Genomic DNA, 19,734 nt, shown 5'->3' with positions numbered 1-19,734 from the left:
AAATCCGGCACCCAAGCCCAACACAACTCAAACCAGTCTCAATCTGCCCAACCATGCGCTGCCCGCCGTGTCCAGAGGCGATCGGACCCATCGACGAAGGTGCCACGGTGCCGCGACGGGACGCGCAATGGGGTGTCGCCGACCTGGAACTTCAGCCTCTAGTACCTGCCAAGGAATGCCTCCGAGACGAAGGAAATGCCGATTCCTGGTTCCTGATCAGAGGTTTGCTGCTTATCGAGGCACAAATCCTCCGGGCGCAGAGCGCGCTGCAGATGCCGCCGACCGTGCTGTGATGGAACTCGCCTCGCATCTCACGCTCGGCTGCGCTCGCTCACCTGGCAGAACCTCGCCTTCTGCCTGATCGGGGTGCTGCTCGGCATCAGCCCGGCCACCGCCACCGCCATCCTGCTGCCGATCACCTTCGAGCTGCCGGCGATGGGGGTACTGATCATACCCGCCGGCGTCTATTCCGGCGCGCAGTATGGCGGCTCCACCACCGCCATCCTCGTCAACATGCCCGGGAAATCCTCCACATCATCACCGCGCTCGACGACCACCGGACGGCCAAGCAGGGCCGGGCCGGGGTGGCGCCGGCCATCGCCGTTATCGTCTCGCTGTTCGCCGGTACCGTCTTCACCTTCTTCATCGCGGGCTCGGCCGGCACGCTCTCCGAGCTCGGGCTGCCGTTCGGCCCCGCGGAGAACGTGGCGCTGATGGTGCTGATGACCATCCACGGCATCTCGCCGGGCCCGCAGGTGGGGACGCAGCGGCCGGAGCAGTTCTGGGGCGTAGTGTGCTCGATGTGGATCGGCAACGCCATGCTGCTGATCATCAATCTGCCGCTGATCGCCATCTGGGTGTCGATCCTGCGCATTCCCTACCGCCGGCTGGTGCCGGCGATCATGCTGTTCTGCTGCATCGGCGCCTATGCGGTGAACAATTCGCCGTTCGACGTGGTGGTGCTGTTCGCCGCCGGACTGTTCGGCTACGCGATCTCGCGCCTCGGCTGCGAGCCGACGCCGCTGCTGCTCGCCTTCATCATCGGGCCGATGCTGGAGGAGAATCTCCGCCGCGCCATGCTGGTCGCCCATGGCGATGCCATGACCTTCGTCCACAAGCCGATCAGCCTGACGCTGCTGGTGGTGGCGGCGGCGCTGATCCTCCTCGCGGTGCTGCCATCGGTGCGCCGCCGCCGCGAGGAGGTGTTCGTGGAATAGGCCGGCTTGGCTCAGCGCGCTGCCGTTGCAAGGCGCGGGCTGCGCTCGCGTATCGCGACGATGGCGAGCGCCGCGACGAGGCAGAGCAAGCCAGCGACGAAGAAGGCCGGCAGATAGGTCTGGTAGAAGGTGCGGCTGAAGCCGGCGCCATAGGCGGCGGAGGCGGCGCCGAGCTGATGGCCGGCGAAGATCCAGCCGAACACCAGGTTCGCCCGGTCGCCGAACTTGTCGGCGGCGAGCTTCACCGTCGGCGGCACGGTGGCGACCCAGTCGAGGCCGTAGAACACCGCGAAGATCGACAGGCCGTAGAAGCTGAAATCGCTGAACGGCAGGTACAGCAGCGACAGGCCGCGCAGTCCGTAATACCAGAACAGCAGCCAGCGGCTGTCGAAGCGGTCGGACAGCCAGCCCGAGCCGACGGTGCCGATGAAATCGAACACCCCGATTAGCGCCAGCATGCCGGCGGCGGTGACCGCCGCCATGCCGTAATCGCCGCACAGCGACACGAAATGCGTCTGCACCAGACCGTTGGTCGAGGCGCCGCAGATGAAGAAGGTGGCGAACAACACCCAGAAGGTGCGCGACTTCGAGGCATCGCGCAGCGCCAGCAGCGGCGAGGCGAACATGGACTTGAACGTGGTGGGATGGACGAGATGGGTGGGCGGCTCGCTGGCGCCATAGGGAAGCAGCCCGATATCCGACGGCCGGTCGCGCAGCAGGGTGAGCACGGCGACGGCGGCCACCAACAGCATGGCGAGCACGATCGAGAGGGCGCTGCGCCAGCCGAGCGTTTCGGTGAGCTGGGCGAGCAGCGGCAGGAAGACGAGCTGTCCGGTGGCGGTGCTCGCGGTGAGCAGCCCCAGGACCAGGCCGCGCCGCTGCACGAACCAGCGGGTCGCCACCGTGGCGCCGAGCACCATGGCGGTGAGCCCGGTGCCGAAGCCGACCACCACCCCCCAGAGCAGCATCAGGTGCCAGATCCTGGTCATGAAGAAGGAGCCGAACACCCCGGCACCGATCAGGCCGAGGGCGACGGCGGCGACCGGGCGCAGGCCGAAGCGGTTCATGAAGGCGGCGGCGAACGGGCCCATCAGCCCGAACAGCACCAGCCGGATCGCAAAGCCGGACGAGATATCGGCGGTGGCCCAGCCGAACTCGCGCTCCAGCGGGCCGATCAGCACGCCGGGGGCGCCGACCGCGCCCGCCGTCACCAGCATGGTGAGGAAGGTGACGGCGGCCATCACCCATCCGTAGTGGATGCCGCGCCGGGCGAAGAATGCCGGCACCGCCGGGGCGCCGGAGGCGGATGTGCCGGCCGCGGACGGTCCGGTGGGAGGGAGGGCCATGGCATTTATCTCCGGGTACATGCCCGCATATCGGCGAAAAATCAGATGGAATCGAGGATGGTGCGCAAGGTGTCGATCTTGCCGGCGCCGAGTTTCGCCTCGATGTCGCGCTGGCAGTTCTCCCAGGCCGGAAACGCCCGCTGGATGGTGTCGGTGCCCTGCGCGGTCAGCGCGACGACGGCTTCGCGCTGGTCGTCCTCGCTCTTGCGGGTGACCACCAGGCCGAGCTTTTCCAGCACCCGCACATTGCGCCCGACCGTCGAGCGGTCGAGCTCGGTGCGGCGCCCCAGCGTGGTCAGGCTCAGCGGCTGCTCGCGCGCGATCACCCGCAGCAGCGAGTACTGCGCGATGTTGATGGCGAAGGGCGCCAGCGCAAGGTCATAGACCGCGCTCAGCTTGCGGGTGGCCCGGCGAAGAATGGTGCAATGGCAGAGCGTCGACATGTATGCGTGTATATGCCCGCATCTGGCCCTTGTCCAGCCGTCTATGGCCACGCGGTGCGGCAGCCGCGCGGCGAAGGAGCTAAGTGGTGGGGGCTGGCGCGCCTCAGATGCCGAGAGCGCAGCCGTCCTTGCGCGGATCGGAGCCGCCGGTCAGCGTACCGTTGGCGCGGTCGAGCCGGATTGCCTGGGCGCCGCCGATCGGCCGGCCGGAGGGGACGATGTCGAAGCCGCGCCGCCGCAGCTCGGTGATGGTCTCCGCCGGGAAGGTGTCCTCCGCCTCGACGCTCGACGTGCCGGGCAGCGGGAACAGCCGCGGCAGGTCGATGGCCTCTTGCAGACCGAGGCCGAAATCCAGCACCTTGGAGAGGAAATGCGCGTGGCCCATCGCCTGGTAGTGGCCGCCCATAACGCCGAAGGGCATGACCGGCTTGCCGTCCTTCAGCACCATGCCGGGGATGATGGTGTGCATGGGCCGCTTGCGCGGCGCCAGCTCGTTGGGATGGCCTTGCTCCAGCACGAAGCTCTGGCCGCGATTGTGCAGCAGCACGCCCGAGCGCGGCGCCAGCAGCCCGGCGCCATAGGGATGGAAGATCGAGTTGATGAAGCTGGCGCAATTGCCGTCGCGGTCGACGACGCAGATATAGACGGTGTCGCGGTGCTCGCCGGCGGCGAAGGCGGGCATGTCGGCCAGCGCCCGGTCCAACCGGATGCGGCCGGCGAGCTCGTCGGCCAGCGCATCGGAGAGCAGATAGTCGACCGGCACGCCCGCCTGCGCCGGATCGGCGAGGAAGCGGTCGCGCGCCGCATAGGCGAGCCGGGTCGCCTCGATCTCGACATGCAGGCGATCCGCCGCCAGCGGATCGCCCGAGGCCGGGAAGCGCGCGAGAATATTGAGGATCATCAGCGCGATGACGCCTTGGCCGTTGGGCGGGCACTCATAGACCTCGTGGCCGCGGAAGCCGGCATGGATCGGCGCGACATACTCGCCGGCCGCCTCGGCAAAATCCTCCAGCGTGTGCAGCCCGCCGAGGCCGCGCAGATAGGCGACGATGTCCTGCGCCACCGCGCCGCGATAGAAGCCGTCGCGACCCTCGCGGCCGAGGAGCTCCAGCGTGGCGGCGAGTTCCGGCTGGCGATGCACCTCGCCGACCGCCGGCGCGCGGCCGGCCGGCAGGAACACCCGCGCGGCATTGGCGTCGCCGGAGAGCAGCGCCGCCTCGCGGCCCCAGTCGTAATGCACCCGCTCGGCGACCGCGTAGCCCTGGCGCGCCAGATGGATGGCGGGGGCGAGCAGATCGGCGAAGGGCAGCCGGCCGTGATCGGCATGTAGCCGGGTCCAGGCGTCGACCGCGCCCGGCACGGTGACGGCATGCGGCGACTGGCGGGGAATCTGCGTCAGGCCCTGCGCGCGCAGATGCGCGGCGGTGAGCGCCGCCGGGGCGCGGCCGGAGCCGTTGAAGGCATGCACCTTGCCGTCCTCGCCGGCCAGCAGCGCGAAGCAGTCGCCGCCGATGCCGGTGGAGCCCGGCTCGACCACGCATTGCACGGCGCAGGCGGCGATGGCGGCATCGAGCGCGTTGCCGCCGGCTTCCAGCATGCGGATGGCGGCGAGCGTCGCCGAGGGATGCGACGTGGCCGCCATGGCCTCGCGGGCGACGACGCGGGAGCGTCCGGGCTTCTGGAAATCGCGCATGGTTCCGTCCACGGGTTCGATGCTTCGCTTTACGCCTTCAGACGGCCGGCGCGAGCAAAGCCATAGGCGTCGGCGGGCGCGGGTTCAATATCTGCCATGCGGGCGCGCGCATCCGAGTGCAGGCATCGCCGCCGGCGGGGAGCGGGAAAGCGGGCGGCCGCGGCGTCTCGCGGGATCACGCCGACCCCCATTGACGCCGGAAGATTAGCAAAGCAAACTCTAAAAATAGAGTTAGCTATAAATTCGATCGGCGCCCGCTCGCGGAAGCCGCCGGTCCTGCGGATTGAACGCCCGTCGATGATCACGCCGCCAGGATATGCCGAATGACCGCCCGCCGCGTGCTACGCGGCGTCGCCGCCGCTGCGCCCGCCGCCGGGCACGGCGCGTTCCTGTTCGCCGTCGGCTGCGTCATGGCGGCCAATGTGCTGCTGCCGCTGCAGGACGCGCTCACCAAGCGCTTCATCGAGGAGCTGCCGGTGGCGCAGGTGCTGCTGGTGCGCAGCTTCACGGTGATGGCGATCGCCCTCGCGCTCGGGCGCGGCAAGGTGGCGGGGCGGATCCTCCGCTCGCCGCTGAAGCGGACCATGGTGGTCCGCGCGCTGGTGATGTTCGCCGCCTGGACCGCCTTCTACCAGGCGATGGCGACGCTGCCGCTGGCCCAGGCGGTGACGCTGTATTTCGTCTCGCCGATCTTCGTCGCCGTCGCCTCCGGTCCGGTGCTCGGCGAATGGCCGAGCGCGCGGCATTGGCTGGCGATCGGCGTCGGCTTTCTCGGCGTGGTGCTGGCGAGCGGGCTGGTACGCTTCGAGCTTTCCGCCGCGGTGGCGCTCGCGCTCACCTCCGCCGCGCTGTGGGCGGCCGCCCTGCTGATGCTGCGCTCGATGGCGAGCGAGGAGAGCAGCCTCGTGCAGGTGACGGTGGTCAATGGCGTGTTCGTGCTGGCGGCGGCGGCGCAGCTGCCTTTCGCCGGCTGGCAGCTCTCGGCGGCCGACGCCTTCGGCATTGCGCTGATCGGCATCGTCGGCGGCGCCGGCCAGTTCACCCTCTATGAGGCGGCGCGGCGCATCCCGGCGCATCTCATCGCGGTGCTGGAATACGCGGCGCTGATTCCCGGCTTCGCGCTCGGCTACCTGATGTTCGGCGACGTGCCGACCGCGCTCGTCACCCTCGGCGCGGTGCTGGTGGTGATTTCCGGCGTGCAGGCGGTGTTGCTGGAGAGCCGCCGCGCCACCACCACCGCAGGCACTGCCGCCGCGGGAGAGCTGTCCCCCGGCGAGCTGGCGGCACTGCCCGCGCTTCCCTTCGCCCCCTTCCTTCCCCCTTCGCAACAGGAGACACGCATGTCGAAGGAAACCCACGACCTCGTGGTGAACTACATCGCCAAATACCGCTTCCCCTTTCCGGGCCAGACCACCTGGCCGGAAGGCTATGTCACCACCACCAACGTGCCGGAGGCCCAGGCGGCGATCCCGACCCCGGCCGGCGACCACTATCCGGACATCGTCATCACCGACAGGACCGGCCGCGTGCGCGAGCTCGGCGAGGTGGAGATGAATATCGGTCCGCAGGCGCTGCCCTATCTCAAGGCCGGCTCGGAGCTGACCGACAACGACACGCCAACCCATGTGAAGCACTTCTTCGTCTATGTGCCGGCCGGGCAGGAGGAGGTGGCGCAGAAGCTGCTCGAGGACAACGCCATCTCCTATGCCGGCGTGCGCGGATTCACGGTGAACGCCGACGGCACGGTGAAGGTGGTGCCCTCGGTGACCAAGGGCGACCCGTACGACCACCAGATCACCGATCCGGCGGCGGCCTGACGCAAGACGGCCGGGTCGCAAAGCTGATTTGCTCTGTGGCCCGGCCGTTTTTTCGTCCGCGCTGGAGCCTTCCACAGCGATATCGGCGGGATCAGGGTTCGAGCAGGTCCCACGGGTTGGGGAACGTCGTCACCGGCACCTCGATCAGCGTCGGGCCGGTCTCGGCCATCGCCCATTCCAGCGCCGCGGCGAAGGCTTCCGGGCCGTCGGCGCGGCGCGCCTTGGCGCCGAAGCTCTCGGCATAGCGCACGAAGTCCGGGTTGGTGAGGCCGGTTGCGACGACCTTGCCGCCATAGAGCTCTTCCTGCATGCGCCGGACATTGCCATAGGCGCCATCGACGAACACCACGCCGATGGCAGCAATGCCATACTGCACGGCGGTGGCGAGCTCGTTGCCGGTGAACAGGAAGCCGCCATCGCCGCACAGCGCCACTACCGGCATGTCCGGGTTGGCGGATTTGGCGCCGAGCGCGGTGGCATAGGCGAAGCCGAGCGTGCCCTGATAGCCCGGCGTGAGCAGTCGGCGCGGCGCCGCGACGCCGAAGGCGGCGGTGGAGACGTAGCCGATCTGGGTGTAGTCGGCGACGATACGGGCCTCGGCCGGCAGCACCGCGCGCAACGCCCGCACATAGGCCATCTGCGGCGCCAGGCGGGTGGCGAAGGCCTGGGCGATCTCCGCCTTCAGCGCGGCGATCGCCTCGGCGCGGCCGCTCTTCGCCGGGCCGGCGGCGACCGCCTCGGCGAGGGCGGCGAGGGTGAGCGGGGCGTCGGCCTCGATGGCGATCTCCGGCGGGGCGCCGCGGGAAAACTGCGCCGGGTCGGTATCGACGCGGATGACGCGCAGCCCGGCGCGTTCGCCCCAATTGCGCCGCGCCTCGTGGAAGCGGGTGCCGACGGCGAGCACCACATCGGCCTCGCCCCACAGGCGCTGGCCTTCGGCAAAGCCGACGGCGAGCGGATGGGTGCTCGGCAGCACGCCGCGTCCCTGCAGGTGTGCGACGACCGGGGCTTCCAGATGCTCGGCGAGGCGGGCCAGCGCCGCCTCGCCGCCATAGGCGCCGGAGCCGACGACGATCAGCGGCGCCTTGGCCTGCGCGAGCAGGGCGGCGGCGCGGGTGACGGCATGGGGGATGGGCGCGCGCGGCGCCGCGGCGACGGCGGGGCGGGCCGGCGGCAGCTCGGCCGCCGCCTTCAGCACGTCGGCCGGCAGCTCGATGGCGACCGGGGCGATGCCGGCCTTCAGCTTGGCGAAGGCGGTCTGCATCAACTCCGGGATTTCCTCCGGCGTGCGGGCGATGCCGCTCCAGCGCGTCAGCCCCTTCACGATGGCGGTCTGGTCCGGCAGCTCGTGCAGCTCGCCGCCGCCCACCCCGATGGCGGTGGAAGCGATCTGGCCGATCAGCGCCAGCACCGGCGCGCGCACCGCATAGGCGGTGGACAGCGCCGCGCTGGTGTTGAGGAAGCCGGGACCGGGCACGCAGACATAGACGCCCGGCTCGCCGGTCGACTGCGCATGGCCGAGCGCCATATAGGCGACGCCCTGCTCGTGGCGGGCATTGACGATGGTCAGCCAGTTCTGCGCGCCGTAGAGCGCGTTGAACAGGTGATCCAGCTGGATGCCGGGAATGGCGTAGAGGGTCTCGACGCCATTGGCCTTCAGGGCGTCGACGACGGCCTCGCCGCCGGTCATGCGCGTGGCCACGGGATCGCCTCCGGCACTCACGAACGGTAGTCCGGCTGTTCGCGGTCGAGCTTGCGGCGGAAGGCCTGCCAGGGCAGCCAGCCCTTGTTGGCCTCGCCGCCGAACTGCTTGGCGGTGCGTGCCACCACCTGGGTCGGCGGGATCGACAAAGGCGCGCCGGTCGACTGCGCCGCCACCTGGATGCGGCAGGACTGCTCGAGATAATACATCCAGTAGAACGCCTCGGCGACGGTGGCACCGATGGTGAGCAGGCCGTGATTGCGCAGGATCAGTGCGTGGCCGGTGCCGAGATCGCGCACCAGCCGCTCACGCTCGCTGAGATTGTCGTCGGCGGCGATGCCCTCATAATCGTGGATGCCGACCTCGTCGTAGAACTCGATGCTCATCTGGTTGAGCGGCAGCAGCCCGCCCTGCTGCGCCGCCACCGTCATGCCGGCCAGCGTGTGGGTGTGCATGACGCAGGCGGCGTCGTGCCGCTCGCGATGCACCGCCGAATGGATGACGAAGCCGGCCGGGTTCACCGGCCAGGCGGTCGCCTGTGCCGGCTCGCCATCGGCGTCGACCACCACCAGCGAGGAGGCGGTGATCTCCTCGAACAGCAGGCCGTAGGGGTTGACCAGGAAGCGGTGGCCATCGCCCGGCAGCCGCACCGACAAATGGGTGAATACCGTATCCGACATGCCGAAATGGGCGATCAGCCGGTAGGCGGCGGCGAGGTCCTCGCGCAGCTCCTGTTCGGTGGGCTGGTGGTCCGGGGCGGGCGGGACGGGCGGTTGGGCGGGGATCGGCATGGGCGGCTCCGAGGCAGGCGAGGGCGGGCGGGGTCAGCTTATGGCGAAGGAGGCGAGCGGGTCGTCGCGCTCTGTGCGGATAAAGTTCTCCGGGCGGTTCGGATCAGCATGGCCGATGGCGATGCCGCAGATGAGCATGAGGTCGGGCGGCGCGTCCAGAAACGCCGTCACCGTCGCCGCGTACATCGCCCAATCCGCCTGCGGGCAGGCATCGAGCCCGGCCTCGCACAGAAGCAGCAGCACGGTTTGCAGGTAGATGCCGAGGTCGATCCATTGATACGGCGTCGAATTGCGCTCGACGAACAGCAGCACGCCCACAGGGGCGCCGAAGAACTGGAAGTTTTCGTCGATCCACGCCTTGCGGGCGACCGGGTCGTGGCGGTCGATGCCAAGCGCGCCATAGAGGATCTCGCCATTGCGCTGGCGGCGGGCGAGATAGGCGGGCTTCAGCGCCGGGGGGTAGAAGCCGTGCGCCATCGGCTCGCCGTCCGGCAGCTCGGCGATGCGGGCGCGCATCCGCGTCTTCAGCGCGGCGATCTCCTCGCCCTCCACGAGGCGCGCCACCCAGGGCTGGAGATTGCCGCCGGAAGGCGCCCGCGCCGCCCGGCGCAGAATATCCTCGACAAAAGCGCGCGGCACCGGCCGATCGAGAAAGGCGCGCGCGGAGACGCGGCTGTCGACCGCCTGTGAAACGCTCATCCGGACGCTCATCCCCGTCGGCGGTCGCGTCATTAGGGCACGCTCCATTCCCGCCCGCGCGGGGTGTCGACATATTCCGGCCAGCGATAGTCAATGGGCGCCTCGAAATCGGCCGGCAGCAGCGGTGCCACCCATTTGGTGCCGCCGACCCCGCCGCCGGTGCGCTGGCGGAACTCGGCCTGGATCGCCGCCAAGGCCGCCGGATCGGTCATCAGCTCGAGGATGGTGGTGGCGATGACCGCGGCGGCCTTGCTCCACATCGGGTCGATGCAGGCCGGCACCCCGCCCATGGCGTTGCGGGTCCATTCCGGGTAGCGGTAGCCGGGCTTTGGCGGTTGCAGGGTCGGGCGGGCCACATAGAGCCGCACCGTCGGCGCGTGCCAGGTGTAGTCGACATAGTCGTCGGCGGCGTAGTTCAGCTGCCAGGCCGGCAACTGGGCGCGGAACGCCTCCTCCGCCTCCCAGGGCGGGGTGAGCTTTTCCATGCCGGCGAGGAACGGCTCGTCCATCGGCTCCAGCCCGAGCCCGGTTTGCAGCTGACGGGCGAAGTCCTTCGCCTCCTCGCTCCACACCGGCGCGCCGAGCTTTTCGAAGTTGCCGAAGGTCAGCTTCGCCATCGCGGTGTTGGGCAGGCCGGCACGGGTTTTGGTGATCCATGCCTTGGTGACGGTGCAATGGGTCATCGCCGCGATGTGGTCGGCGTTGCGGTCCAGCACCGTGAAGGCCGCCTCGCACATGGCGAGGTTCGGCGCGCGCATGGAGTACTGGATCTGGCCGATGCCGGGGGCGATATTGTCGGCCGTGGCCTGCCCGGCGATGGGGATGAACTCGTTGAGCGTCCACGAGCCGGAATGCGGCAGCATGGATTCCTTCATCATCTTAGAGTTGGTGTACATCAGGCACACCGCGTCGATGGCGCCGGGCGCGCGGGCGATGGCGTGCACGTGGGCGACGTTGCCGCCGGCGGCCTCGTTCTGCCACGTCTCCGGATTCTCGCACTCGAAAGTGTAGATGCGGCTCCAATAGGGGGCGCTGGTGGTCTCCCAGAAGCAGCCATTGGTCAATGCGGGGAAGCTGTGTGGATGGAAGCTGAAGGCGGCGTCCAGCCCGTCATAGAAGCCATGTGCCGCATGCACCGGCTTGGCGCCGCACATCTTCTCCGCCGGTTCGCCGAAATAGACCAGCGTGCCGCCGATGCCGTGCTGCTCCATCGCCCGCTTGGCAGCAAGAAAGCCGGCAAAGGATCCCATGCCAAGCGCCGAATGCGGGTCGGTATGGCCGGCGGCGCGCGGGCTCTCGCCGGAGCGTGGGGCGCGATACGGCACCGGCGCCTGGGTTTGGCCGGGTACCGCGTCGTACTCGGCATAGCCGGCGATTACCGGGCCGGGGCCGTTCGACCAGCGGGCGCGGAAGGCGGTCGGCATGCCCGCAGTGCCGCGTTCCACCGTGAAGCCTTCCGCCTCCAGCCGGTCCATGTACCAGGCGGAGGAACGGTACTCCCGCCAGGACGGCTCGTGCAGGTTCCAGATGGTCATGTGGTCGGCGGAGAAATCCGCCTGCTTCTCGCCGAGATAGGCGAGGGCGGCCGCCTGCGCCGCGCTCCAGCCGCCTGCGGCCGTGAGGTGGTCCGCCATGCTCACATCTCGTCGCGGATCAGCGGGGCAGTGGAGCAGTGCAGGCCGCCACCGCCGGAGATCACCTTGTCATAGGGCACGGTGACGACGTCGACGCCGTGCAAAGCGAGCTTGTCCATGGTGTAGCCGGACACGCCCTCCGGCATCAGCATGCGGTAGGGGGCGACGGCGAGCGAGTTGATGATGGCGCCGTCATCCTCGTGATGGATCTCGATCAGCCGGATGCCGAGCGCGTTCAGCCGCTCGATGAACCAGTAGGGCAGCAGGGTGAAATTGGCGATAGCGAGGTCGGGGCCGATCATCACGAACAGGCCGTCAATGTGCAGCCGGTAGCCGGTGAGCGGCACCTTGATCAGCTCGACGCCCTGCGAGCGCATTACCTCCTCGATCTGCCGGGCGCCCTCGTCATTGGTGCGCGAGGAGACGCCGGTGGCGGCGACCTTGGAGTTCAGCCAGCAGAAGCTGCCGCCCTCGGCGACGCCGGTGCCGGAAATGGTGCGCAGGATCGGGCAGCCGATCTTGGCCAGGGTGCGGGTGGCCGGCAGCTCCTCGCCGCGGCGGATGCGCGGGCCGAGCCGCATCACCATGGCACCGCCGCCGATGCCGACCACGGCGTCGCGGGTGTAGCAGGTCTTCATACGGCCAGGCGCCGGCGCGTCGATGAACACCACCTCGACGCCCTCTGCCCTGAGCGCCGCGACATAGGCATCATGCTGCGCCTGCATCGCCGGGAGGTCCGGCGGCTCGTCGCCGCGCCAGTACCAGCCGGCCTGGGTGTCGCCGAAGGCGTTGCTGTCGAGCCGCCTGGCGGTGTCGACGACGTTCACCTCCTCGCCGGGCCGGTGCATCAGCACCACCCGCAGCTTGCCGACATCGTTGGTGCAGCCCCATTTGCGGCCCCACCAGCGGGTCAGCTGCTCCTCGTCCTCGAAAGCCGGCTCAGGCTCGGAAGGGAACTGCTTGATCAACTGGTTGTAACGCCATTCGTTCTCGGTGATCGCACCCATGGCGGGCTCCCGGCATCGTCATGCTGTCACGCACCTCAGCGGTGCTCGGGAAGCGAGCCTAGGAGCGGGGCGATCGCGTTGCAACATATATTTGGAGTGGACTCCAAATTTACCAGAGGGCCTTACACGGGGGTGGCGGCGGGCTCGCGGAGGATCTGGCTGAGGATGAAGCGGATGTTGCGCGCGCCCTGTCCCAGCATTTCCTCCACCGTGCCGCTCGACCGGGCGACGAAATTGCCGAACTGGAACGTTGTGATGCCGACGATCAGCTCCGACAGCACGACGGGATCGACGGTGGGATCGAGCCGGCCGCGCTGCTGATAGGTGCGGATCAGGCGGATATAGTGGCGCTTGATCAGCGTGTTGAGCCGGGCGCCGGTGCGGCTGGCGCGGCCGTCCGGCTCCAGATACTGCGCCGACATGATCACTCGCCAGCATTCGCGCGAGAGGTGGCGCATCGCCTGCTCGGCCAGCAGCCGCTCGAAGGCGAGGATGCCCTCCACCGGGTCGTCCGGCAGGTTGCGGATGAAGCTGCGCCGCTCCGGCAGCGCGGCGTGCACATGGCGCAGCGCCAGCTCCATCAGCAGGTTCGGCTTGGTGGCGAAGTAGTTGTAGACGGTCGCCGGCGCCACCGAGGCCTTTTCGGCGATGGTCTCGATCCGCGTGGCCTCGTAGCCCTTCTGGCTGAACAGCCGCTCGGCCGCGTCCAAAACTTGTTCAGCCCTGCGCCGCTTGTGCTTTTCTCTTAGGCTGCCGCCGGCCATTTCCCTCGACCTTTCCCCAAACGTCGCTCTTTTTAGCCGAGCCGCACCGCCGTGGCGATATATATTCTGCTCTAAAAATAGAGTTGACGATAAAATTCCTAGACCGAATTATACGACGGGCCGGCCGGGTGGCCATGGGCTTCGTGTGACCACGGGTCCCGTCATCGCTGCCGGCGGCCGTTCGGTCGCAGCCGGCGTTTGGCGGGCACAGGTCGATCTCCCCCCTGCCAGCGCGCCCGGCGCGCCGTGATCTCGAGTGTGGTGCATGCTTCAGCTGATCGACAATCCTCCTCCCTGGCCGAACGGCGCCCGCTGCGCGGTGTGCTTCTCGTTCGACTTCGATGCCGAGAGCCTGCTGCATCTCTACTACCCGCAAGATTCCACCCGCCGGATCAGCCTGTCCTCCTCGCTGCGCTATGGCGCACGGGTGGCGGTGCCGCGTATCGCCCGGATCTGGAAGCATTTCGGCATGAAGCAGACGGTGTTCGTGCCCGGCTGGTGCATCGAGACCTATCCGGCCGCCATCGAGGCGCTGCTGGAGGACGGCCACGAACTCGGCCATCACGGCTGGCTGCACGAGCGGCCGAACCAGCTGGCGGCGGCGGACGAACGCAAAGTCCTGGAGCTGGGCATCGCCGCCATCGAGAAGGTCACCGGCAAGCCGCCGGTCGGCTATCGCTGCCCCTCGGGCGCGTTCTCCGAGCACACGCTCGACCTGCTGATCGAGCACGGCTTCGCCTATGACGCCTCGCTGCCCGGCGACGATGTGCCCTATCTCCTGGAAGGCGCGCGCGGGCGCCTGATCGAGCTGCCCTCCGACCATCCGCTCGACGACTGGCCGCAATATGTCAACCTCAAGGAATTCAACATGGGGATGACGATCCAGTCGCCGGCGCGGGCGATGGAGGTGTTCCGCGCCGAGTTCGACGCCGCCTGGAACCATGGCGGCCTGTGGGCGGCGATCTGGCACCCCTTCGTCTCCGGCCGCCTGGCGCGCGCCGAGGCGATGGTCGAGCTGATCGAGCACATGCAGGCCAAGGGCGGGGTGTGGTTCGCCACCCTCGCCGAGATGGCCGCGCACATTAACGGAGTGATCGCGCGCGGCGAGTGGGCGCCGAGCGTCGAGCGCCTGCCCTTCTGGCCCGAGCCCGTGCCGCAGGCGGTACGGCCGAGCCGCTGAGTGCCGAACCCTTCCTTCCGAACAAGGCCAAAGGCCACCTTCCAGACAACAGGGGACTTCGATGCTTAACAGGACCATCCTTACAGTGCTCGCGACGCTCGGTCTGGTCGGCCAGGTCGCCGTCGCCTCGACCGCCTCGGCACAGGCGTTGCCGCCCGAGATCGCCAAAAGCAAGGTGGTGCGCGTCGCCCTCGAAGCCGCCTACCCGCCGCTCGAGGTGCGCAACACCGCCGGTGAGTTCGAGGGCTTCGACATCGATCTCGCTGCCGCCATGGCCAAGGTACTTGGCGTCAAGATCGAGTATCAGGACGGCGCTTTCGAGCAGATGACGCCCTCGCTGCAGTCTGGCCGCGTCGACATGATCATGAGCGGCTTCTACGACACGCCCAAGCGCCGCGCGATGTTCGACTTCATCGACTATCTCAAGGCCGGCGCGCAGTTCTACTCGCTCGCCGAGAACAAGGAGGTGCAGAAGCTGGAGGACCTGTGCGGCAAGACCGTCTCCAGCGTCCGCGGCACCTCCTATCCCGACACCATCAAGGCGTTCTCGGATAAGATCTGCGCCGGCAAGGAGCCGATCACGGTGATCCTGGATACCAATCTCGGCCAGCAGATCACCAATCTGAAGACCGGCCGCATCGTCGCCGGCGTGCAGGGCCTGGAGGCGGTGCCGACCATCGTGCAGACCGAGCCGGGTACCTTCATGGTCCTCGGCGAGCCGATCTCGCTGGCGCTGATGGGCATGGCCTTCAACAAGGGCGAGAACGACGTCGTGCTGCGCGACGCCTTCGTCTACGCGCTGAAGCAGGTGATCGCCGACGGCACCTATGACCAGCTGATCAAGAAGTGGAAGCTCGACATCTCCACCTACAAGGACGTCACCGTCAACGCCGGACCGCAGCCGTGAGCGCCACCCCCCTCGCCGATATCGCGCGCGGGGGGCCGACCATGGCGGAGGAGCTTGACATAGCGCGCCTCCGCCATGTCAGGCGCCCGCATTACGGACGGATCGCGGCCATCGTCGCGATCCTCTTCCTCGCCTTTCTGCTGGTCCGCGCCTTCGCCCACGGCAAGATCGACTGGGCGACGACGTGGGAGTTCCTGTTCTGGCCGACCATATTGTGGGGGCTGTTCAACACCGTGTGGATGTCCTTCGTCTGCATGGCGGTGGGCATCGCTATCGGGCTCGCCTGCGCGGTGGCGCATGCCTCCGCCAATCCGGTGCTGAAGGGCGCGGCGATCTTCTACGCCTGGTTCTTCCGCGGCGCGCCGGTGATCCTGCAATTGCTGATCTGGTTCAACCTGGCGCTGGTGTTCCCCATCATCGGCATTCCCGGCCTGATCGAGTTCAAGACCGTGGTGATCATCACCCCGGCGGTGGCGACCATATTGAGCCTCGGGCTCAATGAGGGGGCCTATGTGTCGGAGATCATCCGCTCCGGCATGCTCGGCGTCGACCGCGGGCAATATGAAGCCGCCAAGGCGATGGGCATGACCAATGGCACGGCGCTCAGGCGCATCATCCTGCCGCAGGCGATGCGCATCGTGGTGCCGCCGCTCGGCAACGAGTTCATCGGCCTGGTCAAGATGACCGCGCTGGCCTCGATCATCGGCTTCGGCGACATCGTGCGCAGCGCCCAGGATATCTATTACTCGAATGCCAAGGTGATCGAACTTCTGATGGTGCCGACCTTCTGGTTCCTGGTGGTGGTGACGGTGCTCACCCTCGGCCAGCGGGCGCTGGAGCGCCGCTTCGGGCGCGGCTTCGGCACCGGAGGCGCACGATGATCGATGTGAGCCTCACGCCCATCGTCTCGGCGGTGAAGGTGGGCAAGAAATTCGGCGGCCACCAGGCGCTGGCCGATGTCACCATGGACGTCATGCCGGGCGAGGTGGTGTGCATCATCGGCCCCTCCGGCTCGGGCAAGACCACCTTCCTACGCTGCATCAACCAGCTGGAGAGCTTCGACAGCGGCGGATTGTGGCTGGACGGCGAACTGCTCGGCTATCGCCGGGTCGGCGAGGCGCTGCACCCCTTGAGCGACAAGGAGATCGCCCGCCAGCGTCGCAAGACCGGCATGGTGTTCCAGCGCTTCAACCTGTTTCCGCACATGACGGCGCTGGAGAACGTTACCGAGGGCCCGGTGCAGGTGCTGAAGCGCCGGCGCGACGAGGTGCACGACGCCGCCATGCTGCTGCTCGACCGCGTCGGCCTCGCCCACAAGGCGGGGGCCTATCCCTCCGAGCTGTCGGGCGGCCAGCAGCAGCGCATCGCCATCGCCCGCGCGCTCGCCATGCAGCCGAAGCTGATGCTGTTCGACGAGCCGACCTCGGCGCTCGATCCCGAACTGGTCGGCGAGGTGCTGGCGGTGATGCGCGACCTCGCCGCCAGCGGCATGACCATGATCGTCGTCACCCATGAGCTCGGCTTCGCCCGCGACGTCGGCGACCGGGTGGTGTTCATGGACCAGGGGCGGGTGGTCGAGACCGGCACCGCCGACGCGCTGATGAGCGATCCCAAGGAAGCGCGCACCCGCAACTTCCTCAAGACCGCCTTCCCGCGCGGCTGACGCCGCCAACCGCTATGCTCCGGGGATTCGGAGCCGCCCGCCCGAGCCTGCCAGGGAGCCCTGCCGTGTCGAACCTGACGATCGATGCCGACCGCCTGTGGTCGAGCCTGATGGAAACCGCCCGCTTCGGCGGCACGCCGGATGGCGGCATCCGCCGCCTCACCCTCACCGAGGAGGACCGGCAGGTGCGCGACTGGCTGCGCGCGCAATGCGAGGCGCTCGGCTGCACCCTCACCGTGGACGCGCTCGGCAACATGTTCGCCACCCGGCCGGGGACCGATCCCGACGCGCTTCCCATCGCCATGGGCAGCCATCTCGACACCCAGCCGACCGGCGGCAAGTTCGACGGCGTGCTTGGGGTGCTGGCCGGGCTCGAAGTGCTGCGCACGCTGGACGCCGCCGGCTATGTCACCCGCCGGCCGCTGATGCTGGTGAACTGGACCAATGAGGAGGGCTCGCGCTTCTCGCCGGCGATGATCTGCTCCGGCGCCTATGCCGGTGCGTTTACCGTCGAGGACGTGCTGGCGCGGCCGGATGCGCAGGGCGTCCGCTTCGGCGCGGCGCTGGAAGGCATCGGCTATGCCGGCGCGGCGCCGGTCGGCTCGGTGAAGTTCGGCGAGATGTTCGAGCTGCATATCGAGCAGGGCCCGGTGCTTGAGCACGAGGAGACGACCATCGGCATCGTCACCGGCGTGCAGGGCATGCGCTGGTACGACCTGGTGGTGGAAGGCGTCGCCGCCCATGCCGGCACCACTCCGATGAAGCTGCGCCGCGACGCGCTCGCCACCGCCGCCGAGCTCATCCTCGCCTTCCGCCGTATCGCGCTCGCCCATGACGGCGTCGCCACCGTCGGCGAGATCGGCGTCGTCCACGCCTCGCGCAACGTGGTGCCGGGCGAGGTGCGCCTCACCCTCGACCTGCGCCACCCCGAGACCGCCGCCCTCGAGGCGATGGAGCGGGCGGTGGAGGCGGAGCTGGCGCGGCCGGAACTGGCGGGCACGCCGGTGCGGCTGACCCGGACATGGGACAGCCCGCCGGTGGTGTTCGACGCCGGCTGCGTGGCGGCGGTGGCGGCCGGCGCCGCGGCGGCGGGTTATTCCGCGCGGGAGATCGTCTCGGGGGCCGGGCACGATTCGGTCTATGCCGCCCGCGTGGTGCCAACCTCGATGATCTTCGTGCCGTGCAAGGACGGCCTCAGCCACAATCCGGCCGAGAGCGCCACGCCGGCCGATTGCGCGGCGGGCGCGCAGACGCTGCTCAACGCGGTGCTGGCGCGGGCCGACCGGGCGGAACCGGAATAGACCGCGCCGCCGGCCGCCGCTGCGGGTCTATTCCCGCGCCGTCAGGCCGGCGAGCACGCCGCGCAGCCGCTCGACCCCGTCGTCGATCTGCCGCGCGGTGAACGGGCTGAAGCCGAGAGTGATGTGGTCGTCGACATTCACCTCGGGGCTGCGGGAGAGCAGCGACAGCGGCATGATCTCCAGCCCCTCGCGCGCCGCCGCCTTGGCGAGCGCCAGGGCGCTCATGCCCGGAGCCAGCTCGGCGACGATCTCCATGCCGGTATCGGTCGGTCGGGCGGTCATATAGGCGCCGAGCCGGGACGCCACCGCCTCCAGCAGATAGTCCTGCCGCTGGGCGTAGAGCTTGCGCATCTTGCGGACATGGCTGGCGAAGTGGCCCTCCTTCATGAAACGGGCGACCAGCACCTGCTCGAGGATCGGCGAATAGCGGCCGACCACGGTGCGGGCGGAGACGAAAGCCTCCACCAGCGTCGCCGGCACGATGGCGAAGCCGAGCCGCAATGCCGGGAACAGCGTCTTGCTGAAGGTGCCGAGATAGATCACCCGTCCGGCGCGATCCATGCCGTAGAGCGAGGGCAGCGGCCGGCCGGCATAGCGGAACTCGCTGTCGTAATCGTCCTCGATGATCCAGCCATCCGAGCGCACCGCCCATTCGACCAGCCGATGCCGGCGTTCGAGCGACAGGGCCATGCCGAGCGGGAACTGCTTGGAGGGCGAGACATAGGTCATGCGCGCATCCGGCGCGCGGGCCAGCGCCGCGTCGATATCGAGCCCGTCGACATCGACCGGCACCGGCACCGGCACCCCGCCTGTGGCGATGGCGGAGGCGTAGATGCCGTCATAGCCGGGATCCTCGCACACCACCTTGTCGCCCGGCATCAGCAGCAGCCGGCAGGCGAGATCGACCGCTTGCTGCGCCCCGGCGAAGATGATGACGTTTTCCGCCGTGCAATCGATACCGCGGCCGAGAAACACGTGCTCGGCGATCGCCGCGCGCAGCGGCAGATAGCCCTGCGGGTCGCCCTCGCCCATCAAATGGTTGGCGGTGCTGGCGTCGAGCTTGCGGTAGAGATCGGCGGCGAGCTTTGCCCAGAGCTGCACCGGAAACGCGTCGAGTGCCGGAAAATTGGAGCGGAACGGCACCGGGCGGCGCATGTGGCGCAGGGTTTCCGGCGCATGGGCGAGGGAGACGCCGATCTCTGCCGCGAGCCCAGCGCCGAACTCGGCGCTGCGATCGAGGCTGCCGGCGGCCCGGATCGCCGGGTTGATGCGCGGCGGCGAGGGCTCGACGATTTCGGCCGGCGGCTGGCGCGAGACATAGGTGCCGGAGCCGGACAGGCCCTCCAGATAGCCCTCGGCCGCCAGCTGCTCGAAGGCGAGCATGATGGTGTTGCGCGACACGCCGAGCGCCTGGGCGAGATCGCGGGTCGAGGGCAGGCGCTGGCCGGGCTTGATCGCCCCGCCGGTGATCTCGGCGGCGAGGCCGTGATAGATCTGCCGGTAAAGCGGGGCGTCCGGCCGGCGTTCCAGGTTCAGGGCCAGCGCATCGAGCAACACGTCCGCAACTCCG

At 68.8% G+C, this 19,734-nt stretch carries 17 protein-coding genes and 1 pseudogene; 8 read left to right on the top strand and 10 right to left on the bottom strand.

What is annotated here, in order from left to right; all coding sequences use genetic code 11:
- Both KHC24_RS22215 and KHC24_RS22210 read left to right on the top strand, forming a co-directional pair.
- The coding region (locus tag KHC24_RS22215; RefSeq protein WP_213365927.1) for a hypothetical protein at window positions 1-293 on the top strand (293 nt) is incomplete at its 5' end.
- Window positions 293-1,217, top strand: a pseudogene (locus KHC24_RS22210) (tripartite tricarboxylate transporter permease). The gene KHC24_RS22215 and the pseudogene KHC24_RS22210, both read left to right, overlap by 1 nt.
- Window positions 1,218-1,228: 11 nt before the next feature.
- On the opposite strand, the gene KHC24_RS22205 reads toward KHC24_RS22210, so the two are convergent.
- From KHC24_RS22205 to ggt, 3 genes are all read right to left on the bottom strand, one after another.
- Entirely contained in the window at window positions 1,229-2,563 is a 1,335-nt protein-coding gene (locus KHC24_RS22205) for an MFS transporter (RefSeq protein ID WP_213365925.1), read from the bottom strand.
- A gap of 41 nt (window positions 2,564-2,604) precedes the next feature.
- Window positions 2,605-3,006 carry a MarR family winged helix-turn-helix transcriptional regulator gene (locus tag KHC24_RS22200; protein WP_213365922.1) on the bottom strand — a complete coding sequence of 134 codons (402 nt, stop codon included), beginning with the start codon at window positions 3,004-3,006 and terminating at the stop codon, window positions 2,605-2,607.
- A 103-nt stretch (window positions 3,007-3,109) separates the two neighbouring features.
- Complete coding sequence (gene ggt / locus KHC24_RS22195; protein ID WP_213365919.1) at window positions 3,110-4,699, bottom strand: gamma-glutamyltransferase; 1,590 nt, start codon at window positions 4,697-4,699, stop codon at window positions 3,110-3,112.
- Between the two features lie 323 nt (window positions 4,700-5,022).
- Between ggt and KHC24_RS22190 the strand changes: the two genes are divergently transcribed.
- A complete protein-coding gene (locus tag KHC24_RS22190) occupies window positions 5,023-6,516 on the top strand; it encodes a DMT family transporter (protein WP_213365916.1) in 1,494 nt (497 codons plus the stop codon).
- A gap of 91 nt (window positions 6,517-6,607) precedes the next feature.
- Here the strand turns inward: KHC24_RS22190 and KHC24_RS22185 are convergent, their stop codons facing one another.
- From KHC24_RS22185 to KHC24_RS22160, 6 genes are all read right to left on the bottom strand, one after another.
- Window positions 6,608-8,218 (bottom strand): thiamine pyrophosphate-dependent enzyme, encoded by a 1,611-nt coding sequence (locus KHC24_RS22185; RefSeq protein WP_213365913.1) that lies wholly within the window; start codon window positions 8,216-8,218, stop codon window positions 6,608-6,610.
- A gap of 17 nt (window positions 8,219-8,235) precedes the next feature.
- A complete protein-coding gene (locus KHC24_RS22180; RefSeq protein ID WP_213365910.1) occupies window positions 8,236-9,009 on the bottom strand; it encodes a class II aldolase/adducin family protein in 774 nt (257 codons plus the stop codon).
- 33 nt (window positions 9,010-9,042) lie between these two features.
- Window positions 9,043-9,708, bottom strand: a complete 666-nt coding sequence (locus tag KHC24_RS22175) for a nitroreductase (protein WP_213365907.1) — start codon at window positions 9,706-9,708, stop codon at window positions 9,043-9,045.
- Window positions 9,709-9,740: 32 nt separating this feature from the next.
- Window positions 9,741-11,342 (bottom strand): zinc-binding metallopeptidase family protein, encoded by a 1,602-nt coding sequence (locus KHC24_RS22170; protein WP_213365904.1) that lies wholly within the window; start codon window positions 11,340-11,342, stop codon window positions 9,741-9,743.
- A 2-nt stretch (window positions 11,343-11,344) separates the two neighbouring features.
- Window positions 11,345-12,349, bottom strand: a complete 1,005-nt coding sequence (locus KHC24_RS22165; protein WP_213365902.1) for a dimethylarginine dimethylaminohydrolase family protein — start codon at window positions 12,347-12,349, stop codon at window positions 11,345-11,347.
- A 122-nt stretch (window positions 12,350-12,471) separates the two neighbouring features.
- On the bottom strand, window positions 12,472-13,059 hold the full coding sequence (locus tag KHC24_RS22160) for a TetR/AcrR family transcriptional regulator (protein ID WP_246547443.1): 588 nt from the start codon (window positions 13,057-13,059) through the stop codon (window positions 12,472-12,474).
- A gap of 319 nt (window positions 13,060-13,378) precedes the next feature.
- Between KHC24_RS22160 and KHC24_RS22155 the strand changes: the two genes are divergently transcribed.
- From KHC24_RS22155 to KHC24_RS22135, 5 genes are all read left to right on the top strand, one after another.
- Entirely contained in the window at window positions 13,379-14,293 is a 915-nt protein-coding gene (locus KHC24_RS22155; protein ID WP_213365896.1) for a polysaccharide deacetylase family protein, read from the top strand.
- A 61-nt stretch (window positions 14,294-14,354) separates the two neighbouring features.
- Window positions 14,355-15,200 carry an ABC transporter substrate-binding protein gene (locus tag KHC24_RS22150; protein WP_213365894.1) on the top strand — a complete coding sequence of 282 codons (846 nt, stop codon included), beginning with the start codon at window positions 14,355-14,357 and terminating at the stop codon, window positions 15,198-15,200.
- A 41-nt stretch (window positions 15,201-15,241) separates the two neighbouring features.
- Complete coding sequence (locus tag KHC24_RS22145) at window positions 15,242-16,081, top strand: amino acid ABC transporter permease (RefSeq protein WP_213365998.1); 840 nt, start codon at window positions 15,242-15,244, stop codon at window positions 16,079-16,081.
- Entirely contained in the window at window positions 16,078-16,863 is a 786-nt protein-coding gene (locus KHC24_RS22140; protein WP_213365891.1) for an amino acid ABC transporter ATP-binding protein, read from the top strand. The genes KHC24_RS22145 and KHC24_RS22140 overlap by 4 nt, the downstream gene beginning before the upstream one ends.
- A 65-nt stretch (window positions 16,864-16,928) precedes the next feature.
- Window positions 16,929-18,164 carry a Zn-dependent hydrolase gene (locus KHC24_RS22135; RefSeq protein ID WP_271180532.1) on the top strand — a complete coding sequence of 412 codons (1,236 nt, stop codon included), beginning with the start codon at window positions 16,929-16,931 and terminating at the stop codon, window positions 18,162-18,164.
- 27 nt (window positions 18,165-18,191) lie between these two features.
- Here KHC24_RS22135 and pdxR read toward each other — a convergent pair whose 3' ends face one another.
- A complete protein-coding gene (pdxR, locus tag KHC24_RS22130; protein WP_213365886.1) occupies window positions 18,192-19,721 on the bottom strand; it encodes a MocR-like pyridoxine biosynthesis transcription factor PdxR in 1,530 nt (509 codons plus the stop codon).
- Window positions 19,722-19,734: the final 13 nt, after the last annotated feature.

The organism is Ancylobacter defluvii, from assembly GCF_018390605.1.
Taxonomy (GTDB): Bacteria; Pseudomonadota; Alphaproteobacteria; order Rhizobiales; family Xanthobacteraceae; genus Ancylobacter; species Ancylobacter defluvii.
This window is presented reverse-complemented; position numbering and strand designations above follow the sequence as displayed.

Coding starts and splice junctions, on each gene's coding strand:
- KHC24_RS22205 (WP_213365925.1), bottom strand. CDS start 2,563: ATGGCCCTCCCTCCCACCGGACCGTCCGCGGCCGGCACATCCGCCTCC.
- KHC24_RS22200 (WP_213365922.1), bottom strand. CDS start 3,006: ATGTCGACGCTCTGCCATTGCACCATTCTTCGCCGGGCCACCCGCAAG.
- ggt (WP_213365919.1), bottom strand. CDS start 4,699: ATGCGCGATTTCCAGAAGCCCGGACGCTCCCGCGTCGTCGCCCGCGAG.
- KHC24_RS22190 (WP_213365916.1), top strand. CDS start 5,023: ATGACCGCCCGCCGCGTGCTACGCGGCGTCGCCGCCGCTGCGCCCGCC.
- KHC24_RS22180 (WP_213365910.1), bottom strand. CDS start 9,009: ATGCCGATCCCCGCCCAACCGCCCGTCCCGCCCGCCCCGGACCACCAG.
- KHC24_RS22175 (WP_213365907.1), bottom strand. CDS start 9,708: ATGAGCGTTTCACAGGCGGTCGACAGCCGCGTCTCCGCGCGCGCCTTT.
- KHC24_RS22170 (WP_213365904.1), bottom strand. CDS start 11,342: ATGGCGGACCACCTCACGGCCGCAGGCGGCTGGAGCGCGGCGCAGGCG.
- KHC24_RS22165 (WP_213365902.1), bottom strand. CDS start 12,349: ATGGGTGCGATCACCGAGAACGAATGGCGTTACAACCAGTTGATCAAG.
- KHC24_RS22155 (WP_213365896.1), top strand. CDS start 13,379: ATGCTTCAGCTGATCGACAATCCTCCTCCCTGGCCGAACGGCGCCCGC.
- KHC24_RS22150 (WP_213365894.1), top strand. CDS start 14,355: ATGCTTAACAGGACCATCCTTACAGTGCTCGCGACGCTCGGTCTGGTC.
- KHC24_RS22145 (WP_213365998.1), top strand. CDS start 15,242: ATGGCGGAGGAGCTTGACATAGCGCGCCTCCGCCATGTCAGGCGCCCG.
- KHC24_RS22140 (WP_213365891.1), top strand. CDS start 16,078: ATGATCGATGTGAGCCTCACGCCCATCGTCTCGGCGGTGAAGGTGGGC.